Raw genomic sequence first — 17,434 nt, forward strand, 5'->3', positions numbered from 1 at the left:
TATTATGTTAAAAGTCCTTTTCCAACGTTTCTTACAATTGCTATTTGTTTTATGGGGAATTTCAACAATTATTTTTTTTCTACAAAGAATGATTCCTGGAAGCCCTGCAGATAGTATATTAGGAGCAGATGCCTCTGAAATAGATAAAGCTGAATGGCTCACTCGTTTTGGTTTAGATTTACCTCTATGGAAACAATATTATTATTTTATTATTAATTTAATCCAAGGTGATTTAGGAAATAGTTACCATGATTTCACTCCTGTGATGGAAATAATTCTTCCAAGACTATGGCAAACAATGCAACTTGCATCCATTGCTTTTATTTTTTCCCTTCTTTTAGCAACTTTTTTCGGCATGATAAGCGCAGCTAAAGCTGGAAAGTTTGCCGATAAAACTTCAGCAATTGTTTCTTTACTTGCAATATCGGCTCCTAGTTTTATTATTGGTCCTATTTTAATGTGGATATTCTCTGTTAAACTTGCAATATTTCCATTGCTCGGCAATGAAGGAGCATCTTCATTCGTTTTACCTGCAATCACACTCGGAGCATCTTTAGCTGCTTTTTCAAGTAGAATGATCCGCAGTGGAATCGTTGATGTTCTTCAGGAAGATTATATTCGTACTGCAAAAAGCAAAGGACTTTCAGCCTTTCAGATCTTAACAAAACATGCACTACGAAATGCATTTCTCCCAACTCTCACAATTTTAGGAATGCAACTTGGGGTCCTTCTTAGTGGAGCTGTTATTACTGAGCAAATATTTAATTGGCCAGGATTAGGCAGTCTTGTTGTTGAGGCCGTTCAACAAAGAGAATATAATGTCGTCTCAGGATGCGTTATTGTTATGGCTACTATATACGTCATTTGTAACCTTATTGTAGATATTCTTTATCGCATTTTCGACCCGAGGGTTCGTTTTTCATGAAAGACTTTGTCTCCCGTTTTTTTAAAATTTTAAGTCGTGATAAATTTGCAATTGTATCAGCGTTTATACTTATATTTTGGATTACGATTGCTTTCTTTCCAATAATAATCCCTTATTTTGCAAATATACCTTTAGTCCTGCAAGAAAGACTCGCTAGTCCATCTAGCAAATTCTGGCTAGGCGTGGATGGAAATGGCCAAAGTGTGAGCTTGCTCATTATGAATGGAGCTTCAACCTCGCTGATTGTGAGCCTATTTACCGTCAGCATGAGTCTATTTGTTGGTATTCCATTGGGAGCTATTGCTGGTTTTTTTGGCGGGAAAATTGATATTCTTATATCTCGTTTTATAGACATTCTTCTTGCTTTTCCGCCCATGGTATTGCCTATCGCAATCATGGCTTTTTTTGGCGGAGGTCTTTTAAACGTTGTTATAGCTTTGAGCTTAACAGGTTGGGTGAGTTATGCACGAGTCGTGCGGGGTCAGTTTTTATCCTTTAAAGAACGTGAATTTGTTGTGGCAGCCCAATCGCTTGGGGCGTCTCCGACAAGAGTCATGTTCAAACATATATTTCCTAATACAATTTCACCTTTAGCTGTTCAGGCAACTTTTTCTCTCGCAGGAGTCATAATAGCTGAAGCAGGCCTGAGTTTCTTAGGTTTAGGAGTGAGTCAATCCCACGTAAGTTGGGGAGGACTACTCAATTCGGCGCGTGATTATTTAACAACCAATCCCACACTTGCTTTTTTCCCTGCAATAGCCTTATTTTCAGTCGTTGCAAGCCTAAACTTTATTGGCGAGACTCTACGATTGACGTTTGATCCCAAAAGTATAGGCGCTGGACGCATGTAATAATCAAAGGAAACTATAAATGAATGAAATTTATACACCAATTTCTATTGGTGAGCTTTTAGATAAAATAACTATACTGCAAATCAAGTCAACACAAATTAAAGACTCAGAAAAACTCGCAAACATTAACAAAGAACTTCAATTATTAATAGATGTTTGCCAAAAAAATAATATCGACACCAATGACTTTCTTGTGCAAAGCTTGAAAAAACACAATGAAGAACTTTGGGAAATAGAAGATCAAATTCGCGATAAGGAACGCGCAAAAGAATTTGATGAAGAATTTATCCGTCTAGCACGTGCAGTTTATTTTACGAACGATAAAAGAGCTGACATCAAAAAGAAAATTAATTTACAATCTGGCAGTTCTTTAGTTGAAGAAAAAAGCTATAATAAGTATTAAAATTAAATTCCTGTGCAACCACTCATATTTTGTTAACTTAAAGACAATTCAGAATACATTATTTTGAATTGTCAAAATTCCATCAGCCGTATTTTCTGATTTAATTATAAATAATTAAAAACCGATAAAGCTTCGAAAGAAATACTTATATTATTGTCAAAATCAAATGGGTTTAAATGAAAACACCTATACTACCCACAAACGAACTCGAGAGGTTAAAGGCTCTCGATAAATTTGATATACTTGATACAATAGCAGAACAATCATTCGATGACCTTAGCTTCCTTGCTGCAAAAATTTGTGAAACGCCAATTGCTCTCATCAGTTTTATGGATGAAAAACGTCATTGGTTTAAATCTCATTATGGAATTGCTAAGAATGAAGTTCCACGTGATTATAGTTTTTTTCCACATTTAGAATATATAGATAATATTTTTGAAGTAACAGACACTAATACAGACGAAAAATTTGCATCAAATATAATTGATACCAATTTCCCTAAGATACGCTTCATAGCTGCTACACCTCTACAAAACTCCGATGGGTATATTCTTGGCACTTTGTGTGTCATAGATAAAGTTCCCAATAAATTAAATACAGAACAGCACTCAGCTCTAAAATCGATTGCTCGGCAAATCGTTGCTCAGTTGGAACTTAGAATAAAACAAAAAGAAATCCAAAATACTCAAAATGATATGCATGCAATGAGAAAGTCTTTTTCCATAATAGAGTTTGATCCAAACGGAGTTATTTTAAATGCTAATGATAACTCCTTAAAACTTTATGGTTATAAAATTGATGAAATAATTGGCAAACACCATGGTATTTTTATTCCCTATGCAGAAAGAATTTCTGAAAACTATAAAAAATTTTGGCTCGATTTAAAAAATGGAATATTTCAAAGCAACGAATTTAAACGTATAACAAACAATGATACTGAAATTTGGATAAAAGGAATATACAACCCAATTTTTAGTCACGACAATAAAGTTTTAAAAATAATAAAAATTTTTCTAGACATCACTGAAGAAAAAAATAAATCCAATGATGCATTACAAAAATTACAATCGCTCTCCAAATCCAATTCAATTATAGAATTTGATTTGGAGGGAAATATCATAAGTGTAAATGAAAACTATATGCAACTTATGGAATATTCAGGTGAAGAACTCATAGGAAAACATCATTCTATTTTTGTCCCCGAAAAAATTAAAAATACTCCAGCATACCGTGATTTTTGGTTAAAACTAAGAGATGGCCATCATCAAATAGGAGAGTTTGAAAGAGTATCAAAAACAGGTAAAATTATTTATATACGCGGAACCTATAACCCCATTTTTGACATAAATGGTACACTTATTAAAATTGTAAAACATGCACTTGATGTAACAAATGAAAAGATAATAAATACAAACAATTACGAAATACTTAAAGCCATTGATCGCTTTTCTTCATTTATTGAATTTAATTTAGACGGAACTATTCTTTCTGCTAATGAAAATTTTTTAAAGATGATGAAATATTATCGTTCTGAAATTATAGGAAAGCATCATTCAATTTTTTTAAAAGAAGAAGAAATACATTCGACATTTTATGTAGAATTCTGGGAAAATATAAGAAAAGGAAAAATTCAAACAGGAGAATTCTTACGCATAAATAAATATGGAAAAGAAATATGGATTCGAGGAGTTTATAATCCAATTTTTAATCTAAATGGTGAGCCTTATAAAGTAATTAAATATTTGAGTGATATTACCTCAGAGAAAATTGCAAAAGATTTAGATAAACAGAGAAGAGATGAATTGATTGAAAAGGAAAAAAATTTAAGTAATGCTAATGAACAGTTATTGAAAGCAAAAGAAAAAGCTATTCGTGCAGATCAAATTAAAACAAATTTTTTGTATACAATGAGTCATGAAATTCGTACACCGCTCAATGGAATTATCGGTATGTCATCTTTACTGCAAGAAACACAACTGACACCAGAGCAAAAAGAATTTAGTGAAACCATATCTCAATCAAGTAAAACATTATGTGCATTGATAAATGACATTCTCGATCTCTCAAAAATTGAATCTGGAAAGATGGAAATTGAAGAAATTGAATTTAACTTTTGCTCTTTTTTTAAGGATATTATAAAACCTTTTTATTTTTCTGCTCAAAAAAAGAATATTTTTTTCAAAACCGAATGCAATGATTATGGTTTCAAAGTTTATGGAGATTTCCCTAGATTAGGACAAATTATTTCCAATTTAATTTCAAATGCGATTAAATTTACTGCTGAAGGCGGAGTCGAAGTAACAGCTAATTTGTCTCCACAAAATGATATGACATTATTAAATATAACCATACACGACACTGGTATAGGAATACCTGAAGATGCAAAAAATAATTTATTCCAATCTTTTACACAAGCTGAAAAATCAACGAGTCGCAATTTTGGTGGAACCGGCTTAGGGCTTTCCATATCAAAACAACTTATTGAACTTATGAAAGGCAGTATTAGTTTTGAAAGCACATATGCGGAAGGAACTACATTTAAAATTGAGTTATTACTTAAAACAGGAAGTCAAATTCAACCAAATCTTACTTTAAATCAAACTCTATCGGAAAAAGATCAGTTTGCATTTGAAGGAAGAGTTTTGATTGCTGAAGATAATGAAACGAATCAACTTGTTCTTGCGCGAATGTTAGAGAAATGGGGATGCAAATATCAAATTGTTGACAATGGTACTAAAGTTTTAGTTGCTATGAAAGAAAATCAATTTGATCTGATACTTATGGATTGCCAAATGCCTGAAACAGATGGATATACAGCTAGTAAATTGATTAGAAAGAGTAATATCCTAAACAATCAAATCCCCATAATTGCTTTTACAGCTAATATTGTTCAAGGTGAAGCAGAAAAATGTTTGAGTGCAGGAATGAATGAATACCTAACGAAACCTGTCGATAAAAAATCGTTAGAACTCATACTTAAAAAATATTTAATCTGTAAAAATGGATAGGAATTTATGCATGATCGATAGAGAAAAACTAAAAAAATATGAAGAACTGCAAATAAATGGAAAACCTGATGTTGTAATCGAAATAATCGAATCCTTTTTACAAACTTCTAAAAAAATAATTAAATCGCTGTTTTTTTGCTTGCAAAACTCAGACTATAAAGGGGCTAGTGATAACTCTCACAAATTAAAATCAAGCGCACATGCAATAGGCGCAACAGTTTTAGGTGATCTTTGTGCAAAAATTGAATCATTAAATGAAGAAAATAAAATCGATGATATAAAAATATTTTCAGAATTACTAAAGAACGAGTATAAAAATGCTTGCAATGAATTAAATGATATAAAAAAAAGTAGAGGTGTCAAAAATATTTAACTTATTTATTATATAAATCAAGAAAACTTTTACCGATTAACTTTCGATAACTTGGAATATTCATAAAATCGATAAATTCTGAAACCTCTAAAATCCGTTCATACATTCTTGCTCCAACCCGTTCAAGCATCGTTTGTGTCCAAAAAGACTCATTTACAGGGATATTTCCGGTTAAATTATCAGGTTTGCTGCTTGGGCTCCAATAATTACTTTTTGGCTTATGAGTTGTATGAGGAATTTCTTTTTCATCATATTTAAAATTTTGTGGTAAATAATTTGTTGTTATTATCGTGATTTTTTTTGCGTTGTATCGCGAATTAATAAGATCGTCGAGTTTTTCTAATTGCCACTCATTTTCATTGCGACCTTTACCAAACTCATCAATTATTAATATGTCAACTTCAATCAAATGCTTCAGAATGGAAAATCCCGATCTTTTTTGCTCATATTCAGCCTTTAATTGATTTAATAAAAATTGAAATTCTACAAAACGCCCCGTCAGATTGTAATTCATGATAAGATATTTGAGCGAAGCTGTTGCAAGCAGTGTTTTTCCAGAGCCAACGGGTCCAGTTAATGTCATAAAATATTTATGATTACCTGCATTTCCACCTTTAATAATAGCTACAGAATTGTTACAAAAATTTTCCATTCTATGAATATTTTCGTTCATTTTTTTACGTTGCAAGTCATTTAAATGATCGAAACTAAAAGATTGAAAATCTGCTTCCATATATTTACAAGGAATTTCTGCTTGATTTAATAATTCGACTATTCTTTCTGTATGAGTGCAAGCACATGTGTTTGGACTGATATTTTCAATAGAATGTTCAAATTCACCTTCGTCTGTTTCAAAGACATGCACTTCTTTTAGCACCCTGTGCCCAGTTCCTTCGCAAAGACGGCATTGCAAACGTGGGTTGCAGGCAGGACATACAGCAAAACGAAACTTGTTCGCAGACCGTTCAATATATATAGGTTCGCTGTCATCTTGCTCTTCAGTGCCCTCGTCTATTTCATCCTCAAGGTCTTTCGACTGTGGCATAAAATAATCGCTCTTACCGCAAAGACATTTTGGCATAAGAGTGACAGAAGCCCCCTCTTCGCTTTCTCTCAACTCAATTAAATTTTGTAAGGAAGAAAAAATTTCTTCAAACGATCTGCTCGAACTCATTTTTTACTCTCTAAAATTCTGTTGATTTGATTAAAACTGCGTGCACCCGACGGGACAAAGGAACTAAAGTCGAGGGAAATGGTCTTGCTTTGTGCTTACATTCTTCTGCATATTCAAACATAACCTGTGCTATAAAATCTGGTTTTAAACCAGAATCCTCCCACGACTTCAAAATATCGAGATCCGCAGAAGACATAGACATTCCTTTTCCTCTTAAATCGAGGAATAAATGCACCAACATGGAATACTCTGTTGGAAAAATTTCTGAAGACGATGTCATATTTTTGATATCCGATGCCCACCTATAAGCAATGAGCATCAGACTTCCTTATTGATTAGAGACAACGACCCATTTTCCAAGAAAAACCAGCCGTAGTTCCCAATTCTTCTTCAATACGAATGAGTTGATTGTATTTTGCAATACGATCTGTTCTCGATGCACTTCCAGTTTTAATTTGTCCGGAATTTGTTGCAACAGCTAAATCAGCAATAAATGTATCTTCTGTTTCACCACTGCGATGTGAGATAATTGTTGTGTATCCATTAGTTTTAGCAAGTTCAATCGTTTTTAGAGTTTCAGTCACTGTTCCGATTTGATTTAATTTAATCAAAATGGAGTTCGCAGTTCCTCTTTCAATTCCCTTTTGCAAAAGTTTGTGATTTGTAACAAATAAATCATCTCCAACCAACTGAACTTTATTACCAATACGTTCGGTTAATAATTTCCAGCCTTCCCAATCATTTTCATCGAGACCATCTTCGATACTAACGATAGGATATTTATTACAAAGTTTTTCATAAATATCAACCATTTCTACTGAAGTTTTTTTAGTTCCTTCACCATCTAAATGGTATTTCCCATCTTTGAAAAAAGAACTTGCGGCAACGTCGAGAGCAAAACTGATTTGACTCCCAATTTTATAACCTGATTTTTCAATTGCAGAGACAAGTAATTGAAGAGCTTCTTCATTGCTACCTAAGTTCGGTGCAAAACCACCTTCGTCACCCACAGTTGTTGCAAGTTTCTTTTCAGTTAATACTTTTTTGAGTGTATGAAAAACTTCAACACCTGCACGTAGAGCATCTGAAAAGTTTGAAAAACCGTGTGGTACAAGCATAAATTCTTGGAAATCAAGATTATTATCTGCATGTGCTCCACCATTAATAACATTCATAAGCGGAACTGGAATTGTTTTTGCAAATGTGCCGCCAAGATAACGATACAGAGGCAAACCAACTTCTTCTGCTGCTGCACGTGCACATGCCATTGATACAGCTAAAATTGCATTTGCACCTAATTTTGATTTATTTTCAGTACCATCAATTTCAATTAAAAGATCGTCAATTGCAACTTGATCGGAAACTTCAACCACACCTTCTAATCGAGGAGCAATGTGTTGTTCAACATTATCAACTGCTTTTAATACGCTTTTTCCTAAATAAATTGCTTTGTCTCCATCACGTAATTCACAAGCTTCATGCTCACCAGTGCTTGCACCTGATGGAACAGATGCACGTCCGACATAGCCTTCTGCAGTTAAAACTTCGACTTCAACTGTTGGATTTCCTCTAGAATCAAGCACTTGACGTGCACGAATGGAATCGATAAGTGACATAGTTTCTCCCTTTTTTGATAAAAAAACAGGCAAACTGTTCTGCCCATTCTTCCCTCTGTTATGCTACAAATTTATTGACTCATCAATAGTTCCACAAATTGAGATTGGGTTGTGCCGATTATACGCTAGCTTTATTACAATTTTTCTATTTGGCTATTGACTTGAGCAGTCAATTACCTGTATTTAAGTAACAGGAGCATGCAGATCTACCATTTTGAAATAACTATCCGTCAAGTTTGACGCAAAAAAATGGGTTAGGCATTTTTGCTTCTGATATTTCTCACAAAGGAGGCGTTCCCTATGGCTAAGCCAGAGACTGTTTCAACGAGTCAAATGATTGCAAATGTTGCTGCTAAATTTGATCAACTTCCAAAGAAAATAACTAAGGAAGTGATTGCAGATTTTCTCAACACAGTAGAAAGTGAAGTTGCTTCTGGTAAGAAACTTCGTATAGACAAAATTGGTATTCTTCAAGTTAAGGAGCGCGCACCACGCATGGGACGCAATCCACAAACGGGTGAAGAAATCAAAATTCCTGCTTCTAAGAAAATCGCTTTCCGCGCTGCAAAATCATTGAAAGAACAAGTTACTGGTTCTCGTGCGTCTGCTAAAGCTAAAAAACCTGCTGCTGCTGCGGTTAAAAAGAAAAAATAACCACGCAAAAGCAATTTTTTATAAAAACTAAAAGCCAGTCGTTTTTTTCTGGCTTTTAGTTTTTTTTGTTTATCCAAAATGTATAAAGACGTGCTCCATTTCTTTTGGAATATTGCTTTCTTCATTTATATCTTTATTAAGTTTTATCAATAATTTTCCATTTTCTATTTTTGCAAAATTTAATTTATGATCATAAGATTCCATAATTGGTTTAATTTTATAATTTTTATCACAAACTTTATCAATTTTATTATAAACTTCTCTCTTTACTATCACTATATGTTTTATATCAACAGTATTTTTTAGTTTAACCATCATCTGTATGCCATCAACATAAATAAATTTGTCATTGTCATCATATGGAAAGTAGAAATCATTTGTTTGATCTTCATTTATACAAAAAAGTCTAAACTTTTTTACATCACCTGCATAGCTTTCTTTAACTATTAAAAGAAAAAATAAAGAAACTAAAGCTTTCATTAAGTTCTCAATCCCTATATATTTTAAAAAAAATTTTAAGTTCTATTAACCCTATTTATTTCTATGCTTGCTTTTAGAATTTTAATGATTATGCCTTTCTCCATATCATGTAACTTTCACCGTATCTGTTAAATTCTAGATGCGTCATTTCTTCTATATTTTTATACTCAATTTCTTTACTTCCATCTATAAGAATAAAGCTGTTTTGTTTCTCAACAGCAAAATAAAAATCACTACCTATATTCGGTTTAACTGGCTGCATAAAGTAATCTTTCATACAAATTTTACTTAATTTTTTGTAATCTTTATTTTTTATGATTATTATATATTTTTCATTATTATCATTAAATTTAATACTTTCATATCTTAGAACACCTTTTACTAAAAAATATTTATTGCTACCATATTTAGGGTAATAAAAATTGTTTATATTATTTTTATTCGCACAGGTAATATAGAAATTTCTTTCTTCGCCATACATATTTTCGTCATTATTGGCAGAGTATACTTGAGAAATCATACCTAATCCAAGCACAACAGAAAGAATATTTACAATTCTCATTAATTCACCTTTATAACAAAGTTATTACAAATAAATAAAAAAAAGAAAAAAATTCATTTCAAAAAATCCTTTTAGAAATTTTGAGATTGAAAAAAAATCCACTCATTTTTGTGTGGCAAATTTAAGAGTGAAATATCAGAAGTTAATTAGCTTAAGATTGCAAATTCTCTTGACTGATTTTAAAATTTTCTCTGTTAAAATATGAAAAAATAAAAGTGCCGATATATATTAAAATTATAACATATAAAATAAATTGCCAATTAGAATAATCCATCGATCCATCTCTATGACTCATAAGTGAAATAAAACTTGCGGCAACCGCTCCCGATGAAAACTGTAAAAACTGAAAAAAGCCCATGCACTGACCCGTATTCTCTTTTTTCACACTGAGCATAGCAACTTTGTTAGAAGCAGACATTGATATTGCTCCAGAAATGCCAAGAACAATGTAAGCAAGTATAATTAAAAATACTGAGTTTGGCTTTGCCAGCAACATAAACAGTATTCCTAAGATAGGAGATATACTGCCAATGAGAATACATTTTACGGGGTCTTTATCTGAAAGAACTCCAAATTTTTTTGCTAACAAAATGACTGATAAAGAATTTGCAGAAATAATTATTGCTGAAGTCATTAAGTCCAATTTATAAATCACTTGGAGCATGGAAGGTGCGAGCATCCAAAATATATTTGACGCGAAAAACAAACAGAAGATCCTTAGACACGAAAATATATACTTCTTGTTTGTAAATATTTCCTCTGGGAAAAATTGGAATAAGGAGAAAAATCTTCTTTCTTTTTTTAAATAATTTATTTCTTTAACTTCATCGATATATTTAAGACCTAAGATAAATGAAAAAAGTGCAAGGACGAGTTGAAAGACAAATATAAAAGACCAGTGTGCATATCTTGTTATAAAAGCACCCACAACCGGGGAAATAAGGGTCGATGACGAAAGGGTTGCTGCAAAAATACCAAACGTCCAACCTATTTTATTTTCGGGAAAAATATTTCTAATTAGCTTCATTTGAGCAGAAACAATGATAGCATCTGCAATTCCTTGCAATGCTTGCGTAACAAGAAAAAAATAAAAAGATTTTAATAGAATTGATATTAAGCTAAAAACACACGATAAAATAAAAATGCCTATGCCAATTAAATACATTTTTTTAGCTGGATTTCGGTCAACAACTTTCCCGAAAAACAAAAGTGAAACGCTAAAGAATGTAAAAAATATTGTATTTCGCCAAAATGAGGTTGAAAGACTGGTTAGAAAAGTGACTGATATTTTATCCATGACTAAGTTGATCATGGATGAACTCATGACCCCCGCAATGACTCCAACGGATATAATAATAATTAATAATAAATCTTTGTTATCCTCTGTGATTTTATGCTTCATACTTACCTAATATATCTGGAATTATAGAATATTAATGTTCATCCCAATTCCTTATCACACTCATTTTAAAATACATAATTTATCAATAATTTCACCCATAGATTGTTTGTTGTGCCTGAGAAATTTAAATGATAGAAAAAGCAGGTGTTTTTGAGCAAAAGGAGTGCCTCGTGACAAAATTTGAAGCTTTTGGAAAAGCCTTTGACCCCGCGCAAACCGAGTCAAAGCTTCGTGATTATTGGAAAAAAAATAATTTTTACAAATCTGTAAGAAACCCTAATAAAAAACCTTACACGATCACTATGCCCCCACCAAACGTCACGGGCGACCTCACCATGGGGCATATGATGTTCACCTTGCAGGACATTCTTATCCGTTGGCACAGAGCCAAAGGTCTTGAAGCCTGCTGGATTCCGGGCACAGATCACGCAAGTATTGCAACCGAAGCAAAAGTCACGAAATTACTCGCCGATCAAGGAATTTCTAAACGAGAAATTGGCCGCGAAGCATTTTTAAAACATGCTTTTGAGTGGAAAGAAAAATACGGGGGACGGATAATCGAAAGTTTAAACACCCTTGGCATAAGCTGCGATTGGTCACGCAATACCTTTACAATGGATGAAAAATATTCATCTGGCGTTATTAAAGCCATAGTTAAACTTTATAAAGACGGGCTTATTTACAAAAGTCACCGTTTAGTGAACTGGTGCCCCGTTAGCCAATCGGTTATTTCCGATGAAGAAGTTTTTCCAGAAGAACGCAGTGGTTCACTTTGGCACATTCGTTACGTTGTAGAAGACAATCCGAAACAAAGCATTGTGGTTGCCACCACCCGTCCAGAGACATTGTTTGGCGATTTAGCCGTTGCTGTCCATCCAAGCGATGAACGTTATGCGCATTTAATCGGTAAAAATGTCATCGTTCCTGTGTGCAACCGTTCTATACCAGTTATTGCAGACCATTATGTTGAAAAAGAATTCGGCACGGGGATCGTAAAAATCACGCCTGCGCACGACATGAATGACTTTGAAGTGGGCAAACGCCATAAACTCGGTCTACTCAATATTATGCATCCAAACGCAACTTTAAATGACAACGTTCCTACTGAATATCGTGGACTCGATCGCTATGTGGCACGTAAAAAACTCGTTGCCGAACTCGACTCCATCGGTTTACTCGACAAAATCACTCCGCATAAACTTGTCGTAGGCATTTCGGAACGGGGAAATGTGCCCATTGAGTACTACCTCAGTGAACAATGGTACATAAAAATGGACAAACTTGCAGAAATGACCTTGAATGCAACCCGTTCTGGCAAGCTCAAACTCATTCCTGCCCACCAAGAAAAAACTTGGGAACATTGGCTCACAAATATTCAAGACTGGTGTATCTCTCGCCAACTTTGGTGGGGACATCGCCTCCCTATTTACACTTGTCAAAGCTGTCAACATGTTCACTGCGAAGAGCAAGCTCCGATTCATTGCGAAAAATGTGGGCACAAAGTCTTGCAGCAAGAAGACGATGTCCTTGACACTTGGGCGAGTTCGTGGCTTTGGACATTTGCAGTGCACAACTGGGCGCATCCAAATTCCGAAGAAAAGAAAGACCTTGCCTACTATTACCCTACAGAAGTTATAGTCACAGGTGCTGATATTATCTTCTTTTGGATTGCCAGAATGGTAATGGCTGGTGAATATTTTATGGGTGAAACGCCCTTTAAGCACTGTTACTTTACTCCAATTGTCCGCGACTCTGTTGGTCGAAAAATGAGTAAATCGCTCGGAAACTCACCCGATGTTTCTGGCGTTATGCAAAAGTATGGGACCGACGCCATGCGTTTCTCACTCGTAAACCAGATCGTCACAGGCCAAGATATTTTTTGGAGCGATGAATGCTGTGATTTAGGCAAAACATTTGCAAACAAAATTTGGAATGCAACCCGTTTCCTTACGATGAATGCAGTGAAGCTCGATATCGATCCCGCACAAATCTCATTTGATGATTTAAAGCTTCGCTCAAATGACACAATTATGGGCTGGATAACAAGCGAGTTCTTCCATGTTGTCAGCAAAACCCATGAGAATATTGCGCGCTATGAATTCTCCCAATACACAAGTTCTATGTATGAATTTGTTTGGATGATTTATTGTGACTGGTTTGTTGAACTGATGAAACCACGCATAAGCGACGAAGCAAACAAAGAACTTGCACGGGAGACCATCACCCTTGCTTTCCAAATTTTTGATGGTGTTTTAAGATTATTACACCCAATTATGCCTTTTGTAACTGAAGAAATTTGGCAACAATTAAACCCAAGTCGCCAAGGAAAAACCATTGGCTTCGAAAAACTGCCTGAACCAAACACAGACATGATCGATACAAATTCCATCAAATATATGCGAGAAGTGCAAGGGGTTGTTGGCGCTGTCAGGACAATTCGCGGTAAATTCAACATACACCCTGGAACTGATTTATCAGTTTATATGCGTGATTCACACACTCGCTTTGGCAACCTGATCCCACAGATGGAAGCTCTGGCAAAAGCTAAGTTTTATTTTGAAAGTGAGCAAAAAGGTTTCTGCGCTCCAGCACTCATCAATGGCTCTGAAATCTTTGTCAGCCTTGAAGGTCTTGTCGATAAATCAGCAGAGCGTGACAGGCTTATGAAAAAAATTGAAAAAGTTTCCGCTACTATAAATGGAATTGAGCGTAGACTGAGCAATCAAGAATTTGTGAAGGGTGCTCCTGCTCATATTCTTGACGGGGCTAAAAAACAACTTGAATCCAATCAAAAAGAGCTTGAGATGTTGCAAGACTCATTGAAAGAGCTTTAAAATAAAGAGAGCATTTAGCTCTCTTTTTTCTTTTTTCTTGGATGAATTTAACAGATGAAATATTTATATTGGCTTGATATGGAAATGTCAGGACTCGATCACACAAAAGAACGCATATTAGAAGTCGCATTAGTTATTACGGATTTATCTTTTCATGTTGTAAAAGAATATATCAGCGTCGTTTATCAACATGACGACGTGCTCAAGGGAATGGATACGTGGTGCACTGAGCATCATGGAAAAAGCGGTCTCACAGCAAAAGTAGCAAATGGTAAGCCTGAAAAAGAGGTTGAACAAGAAATCATTGCTCTGATAAAAGAATTTTCTCCACAAGAAAAAGTAATTCTTGCTGGCAATACAATTGGTCAAGATCGGAAATTTATTGATCAATGGATGCCTGAACTTGCAAAAAATCTTCATTATAGAATGCTTGATGTTTCAAGTTTTAAAATTGTTTATGAAAATATTTTTAATAAAAAATATGATAAAAAACATAAACATAGAGCTCTAGAGGATATCATTGAATCCATTGAAGAACTCAAGTTCTATTTACAATATGTGAATGTTTAATTACAGTCTCCTCTTGCAAAAGAGGAGATTTTTTTTGCAATCTTTTTTTATTTTTTTTTAACTGGTGTTCCCTGAAAAAAACTGAATATTTTTAATAAATTAATAATGTAATATTTTTGGTATAAAAATTGCATGCATGATTTTTGATTTGAATTATTTTTAATATTCATTTCATTATATATTGGAGATTTGTTATGCTAATACCTTCATATAAGATTCAAAAAGAATGTGAAAAATATGAACTATTGGCTAATGATAAAATTTATACAAAAGAATCAGAGGAGTTTTTTACAGAAAATATTTCTTTAACACTTGAGAAATTTAATAGCTATTATAGACCGTTGGTCAATTCTACCTCCGCTTTCTTAACTTGTTTATCTTATTTTAGCATGATCAAAACACCACAAAAGTATAACAACAAGAAAGTATTTAAGCATCTTCTAGACATTTTCCATAATTATAATAACAAAGCCTATCTTGCGCAAAAAATTGACCCTGCCCGCACTTATGATCCAAAGAAAAATTGGCAAGAATTTATAGGCAAAGAAAAACTATCGACTCTCAAACTTTACCCAGAATATGACTCTTTAAAACAAAGCATAGAAGGCCATTTCAAAGCCATTGATGTAAAAGCTAAACCATCAGGGAATGAACATTATTTTAAAAAGGAACAATCCTCCAAAGGTGAACATTTTGTAAGAATTTATCGAAATGAATTTAATTTACATAAGAAAAAATACAAACTTATACCTGGGTTGTATGATAAAGAGAAAATTTTTCGCACTTTAAAAGACCTCAATACTGAATTAACACGTGAAAGCAATAAAAAAAATGTTACAGACAGATTAGATTATTATTGTACATTGAATGATATGCAAATTTATAAATTATTTGTCTCACCCATTGTCGGCTTTCATGGAATATTATTTGGTATACTCATACCACCAATTACAGGAACAGCTATGGCTGCAACTGTTGTAGGAACTGGGATTGGCACTGGGATAGGAACCGCTAAAAATCATTTTTCTCATTTTGTGAAAAGAATTTACAATGTTGGAATTAGACAAAATTCTTTTAGAAGACTTGATAGAAATAAATTAGCAGATAGATTAAATGACTCAATCGAAAACAACGACATTAGAAAAATGGGTTCTATTATTGCTGAACTAAAGAAAGTGAATCTAAAAGTTGGAAATTTTAATTTCTTTTTTTCCAATGCTTTTAAATATTATTGTGAATTGAAAAAAGAAACAGATAAATATGCTAAAGATCTCTTTGTCGACGATAAACAATTTCAGATTATTTTACCAAGATTACAAAAATTATATTATAAAACTCTTTGTTATTTTAGAAAAAAAGAAGTACTCGAAGAGACACTTCGTCTACAAGTGAGTTCCTTAAAAGCAATTAATATCAATTCCGCTTTTCTTATTCGCAATAATGCAAAAGTCAAAAAATTTATTAAAAATCATCTTAACAAAGATGAAAAATCACAAAGAGAACTTATCCAAAAATCAATCACTAAAATTTGCGGTAAAAATGCAAAGAATTTAAGTTTAATCGAAGATGTCATTTTATTATCATTAAGAACAGAATCTATCGATGAAGAATTTATTAATAATAATTCCATCTGTGCAACTCTAAAAACAGGTTTAGCTGAACAAGTTGACGATGTTTTAGGAAACTTTGGGTCCTTGAATGAAGGAATAAAGTTTGGCGTGCGCACCACCGCAAAAATAACTCCTACCGATTCCTTATTTTCAAAACTTTCTAATGACTCGACTCACTTTGATTTAGGTCTGTGGCTCACAATGTCAGCTTTAGAAGGAATTCTTTATTTATCTGAATCAAATAAAGCTAGTCAAAAGTACCAAATGATCACAAAATGGGTCAGTAACTTAACAGGTGCAATGTATTTATCCCGTGTCGGGATGAGCTCTGCATATATAATTGTCAATAAATGGACAAATCTTTTTAGCAATTCTGTTATGGATTATTTATATTTAAATCCATTTGGCATCATCACTGATATTTTTAGTTTGAAAATTGGTGGAGCTGTTTCATCAAATCATGCCGCTATATGGAGGCAAATCATAATAGAGTTTGATGAATTTAAGAAAAAATATGCAAAAAATAAATGGACTCCAGCCTATGATTATTTTATAAAATCTAGGCCAAGTGATCCTTCTGAAGTTATTCATAATATATCTGATATGTATAAAAATAAACTTACAGGTATTATAAATATGATTGAGAATATTCATAACGATTCTTTAAATTTGATCGAATCGATCCAAAAATTTGAAGAGAAAAAATCTAAGACATTATTTAAGACGAGTATTGATGATGTCATTAATAATTATACAAAAGTTATTATAAAAACATTTTCTCTTGCTAAAGAACTTGAGACCTTTGATTTGTATTTGGAATTTCTTACAGAAATGAATGAAGAAATTGATATCACCCTTAAGATCAATTTTGCTTTGCTTGCAATTGAAAATAAGGGTGTTTTCTCAATTATCCAATTTTTATCAGACCCTTACGTAAAAAAACATATTTTAGATAAAGACTGATTGGCAGTT

15 protein-coding genes are annotated in these 17,434 nt (G+C 33.3%); 9 read left to right on the top strand and 6 right to left on the bottom strand.

The features are described from left to right. Positions 1 to 4: 4 nt before the first annotated feature. From H7355_RS12335 to H7355_RS12355, 5 genes are all read left to right on the top strand, one after another. Positions 5 to 925: an ABC transporter permease gene (locus H7355_RS12335; RefSeq protein WP_186647977.1), complete on the top strand. Its 921-nt coding sequence runs from the start codon at positions 5 to 7 to the stop codon at positions 923 to 925. Next, positions 922 to 1,776: an ABC transporter permease gene (locus tag H7355_RS12340; RefSeq protein ID WP_186647979.1), complete on the top strand. Its 855-nt coding sequence runs from the start codon at positions 922 to 924 to the stop codon at positions 1,774 to 1,776. Before H7355_RS12335 ends, H7355_RS12340 begins: the two co-directional genes overlap by 4 nt. 19 nt (positions 1,777 to 1,795) lie before the next feature. Beyond that, positions 1,796 to 2,179 (top strand): DUF6165 family protein, encoded by a 384-nt coding sequence (locus H7355_RS12345; RefSeq protein WP_186647982.1) that lies wholly within the window; start codon positions 1,796 to 1,798, stop codon positions 2,177 to 2,179. Positions 2,180 to 2,355: 176 nt separating this feature from the next. After that, complete coding sequence (locus tag H7355_RS12350) at positions 2,356 to 5,187, top strand: PAS domain S-box protein (protein WP_186647984.1); 2,832 nt, start codon at positions 2,356 to 2,358, stop codon at positions 5,185 to 5,187. 10 nt (positions 5,188 to 5,197) lie between these two features. Beyond that, positions 5,198 to 5,560, top strand: a complete 363-nt coding sequence (locus H7355_RS12355; protein WP_186647986.1) for an Hpt domain-containing protein — start codon at positions 5,198 to 5,200, stop codon at positions 5,558 to 5,560. Between the two features lies 1 nt (position 5,561). Here H7355_RS12355 and H7355_RS12360 read toward each other — a convergent pair whose 3' ends face one another. From H7355_RS12360 to eno, 3 genes are read right to left on the bottom strand one after another with little or no spacing between them, the layout of a single operon-like run. Beyond that, positions 5,562 to 6,734 carry an ATP-binding protein gene (locus tag H7355_RS12360; RefSeq protein ID WP_186647988.1) on the bottom strand — a complete coding sequence of 391 codons (1,173 nt, stop codon included), beginning with the start codon at positions 6,732 to 6,734 and terminating at the stop codon, positions 5,562 to 5,564. A 10-nt stretch (positions 6,735 to 6,744) separates the two neighbouring features. Continuing rightward, positions 6,745 to 7,053 carry a hypothetical protein gene (locus H7355_RS12365; protein WP_186647990.1) on the bottom strand — a complete coding sequence of 103 codons (309 nt, stop codon included), beginning with the start codon at positions 7,051 to 7,053 and terminating at the stop codon, positions 6,745 to 6,747. 16 nt (positions 7,054 to 7,069) lie between these two features. Further along, the gene (eno, locus tag H7355_RS12370) at positions 7,070 to 8,350 is read right to left on the bottom strand and encodes a phosphopyruvate hydratase (protein ID WP_186647992.1); all 1,281 of its coding nucleotides are present in this window, start codon (positions 8,348 to 8,350) and stop codon (positions 7,070 to 7,072) included. Between the two features lie 300 nt (positions 8,351 to 8,650). On the opposite strand from eno, the gene H7355_RS12375 reads away from it, so the two are divergent. Further along, positions 8,651 to 9,004 carry an HU family DNA-binding protein gene (locus H7355_RS12375; protein WP_130611546.1) on the top strand — a complete coding sequence of 118 codons (354 nt, stop codon included), beginning with the start codon at positions 8,651 to 8,653 and terminating at the stop codon, positions 9,002 to 9,004. A gap of 69 nt (positions 9,005 to 9,073) precedes the next feature. Here the strand turns inward: H7355_RS12375 and H7355_RS12380 are convergent, their stop codons facing one another. The 3 genes from H7355_RS12380 to H7355_RS12390 form a co-directional block, all read right to left on the bottom strand. Continuing rightward, entirely contained in the window at positions 9,074 to 9,484 is a 411-nt protein-coding gene (locus tag H7355_RS12380) for a hypothetical protein (RefSeq protein WP_186647994.1), read from the bottom strand. 88 nt (positions 9,485 to 9,572) lie between these two features. After that, the gene (locus tag H7355_RS12385; protein WP_186647996.1) at positions 9,573 to 10,046 is read right to left on the bottom strand and encodes a hypothetical protein; all 474 of its coding nucleotides are present in this window, start codon (positions 10,044 to 10,046) and stop codon (positions 9,573 to 9,575) included. A gap of 151 nt (positions 10,047 to 10,197) precedes the next feature. Then, positions 10,198 to 11,448 (bottom strand): MFS transporter, encoded by a 1,251-nt coding sequence (locus H7355_RS12390; RefSeq protein WP_186647998.1) that lies wholly within the window; start codon positions 11,446 to 11,448, stop codon positions 10,198 to 10,200. 170 nt (positions 11,449 to 11,618) lie between these two features. Here H7355_RS12390 and H7355_RS12395 point away from each other — a divergent pair, with 170 nt between their 5' ends. From H7355_RS12395 to H7355_RS12405, 3 genes are all read left to right on the top strand, one after another. Beyond that, entirely contained in the window at positions 11,619 to 14,282 is a 2,664-nt protein-coding gene (locus H7355_RS12395; protein WP_186648009.1) for a valine--tRNA ligase, read from the top strand. A gap of 54 nt (positions 14,283 to 14,336) precedes the next feature. After that, positions 14,337 to 14,852 carry an oligoribonuclease gene (gene orn / locus H7355_RS12400; protein WP_186648011.1) on the top strand — a complete coding sequence of 172 codons (516 nt, stop codon included), beginning with the start codon at positions 14,337 to 14,339 and terminating at the stop codon, positions 14,850 to 14,852. Between the two features lie 194 nt (positions 14,853 to 15,046). Then, on the top strand, positions 15,047 to 17,425 hold the full coding sequence (locus H7355_RS12405) for a hypothetical protein (protein WP_186648013.1): 2,379 nt from the start codon (positions 15,047 to 15,049) through the stop codon (positions 17,423 to 17,425). The last annotated feature ends 9 nt before the right edge of the window (positions 17,426 to 17,434 follow it).

Source organism: Fluviispira vulneris (genome assembly GCF_014281055.1).
GTDB lineage: Bacteria > Bdellovibrionota_B > Oligoflexia > Silvanigrellales > Silvanigrellaceae > Silvanigrella > Silvanigrella vulneris.

Coding starts and splice junctions, on each gene's coding strand:
- H7355_RS12335 (WP_186647977.1), top strand. CDS start 5: ATGTTAAAAGTCCTTTTCCAACGTTTCTTACAATTGCTATTTGTTTTA.
- H7355_RS12340 (WP_186647979.1), top strand. CDS start 922: ATGAAAGACTTTGTCTCCCGTTTTTTTAAAATTTTAAGTCGTGATAAA.
- H7355_RS12345 (WP_186647982.1), top strand. CDS start 1,796: ATGAATGAAATTTATACACCAATTTCTATTGGTGAGCTTTTAGATAAA.
- H7355_RS12350 (WP_186647984.1), top strand. CDS start 2,356: ATGAAAACACCTATACTACCCACAAACGAACTCGAGAGGTTAAAGGCT.
- H7355_RS12355 (WP_186647986.1), top strand. CDS start 5,198: ATGATCGATAGAGAAAAACTAAAAAAATATGAAGAACTGCAAATAAAT.
- H7355_RS12360 (WP_186647988.1), bottom strand. CDS start 6,734: ATGAGTTCGAGCAGATCGTTTGAAGAAATTTTTTCTTCCTTACAAAAT.
- H7355_RS12365 (WP_186647990.1), bottom strand. CDS start 7,053: ATGCTCATTGCTTATAGGTGGGCATCGGATATCAAAAATATGACATCG.
- eno (WP_186647992.1), bottom strand. CDS start 8,350: ATGTCACTTATCGATTCCATTCGTGCACGTCAAGTGCTTGATTCTAGA.
- H7355_RS12375 (WP_130611546.1), top strand. CDS start 8,651: ATGGCTAAGCCAGAGACTGTTTCAACGAGTCAAATGATTGCAAATGTT.
- H7355_RS12380 (WP_186647994.1), bottom strand. CDS start 9,484: ATGAAAGCTTTAGTTTCTTTATTTTTTCTTTTAATAGTTAAAGAAAGC.
- H7355_RS12385 (WP_186647996.1), bottom strand. CDS start 10,046: ATGAGAATTGTAAATATTCTTTCTGTTGTGCTTGGATTAGGTATGATT.
- H7355_RS12390 (WP_186647998.1), bottom strand. CDS start 11,448: ATGAAGCATAAAATCACAGAGGATAACAAAGATTTATTATTAATTATT.
- orn (WP_186648011.1), top strand. CDS start 14,337: ATGAAATATTTATATTGGCTTGATATGGAAATGTCAGGACTCGATCAC.
- H7355_RS12405 (WP_186648013.1), top strand. CDS start 15,047: ATGCTAATACCTTCATATAAGATTCAAAAAGAATGTGAAAAATATGAA.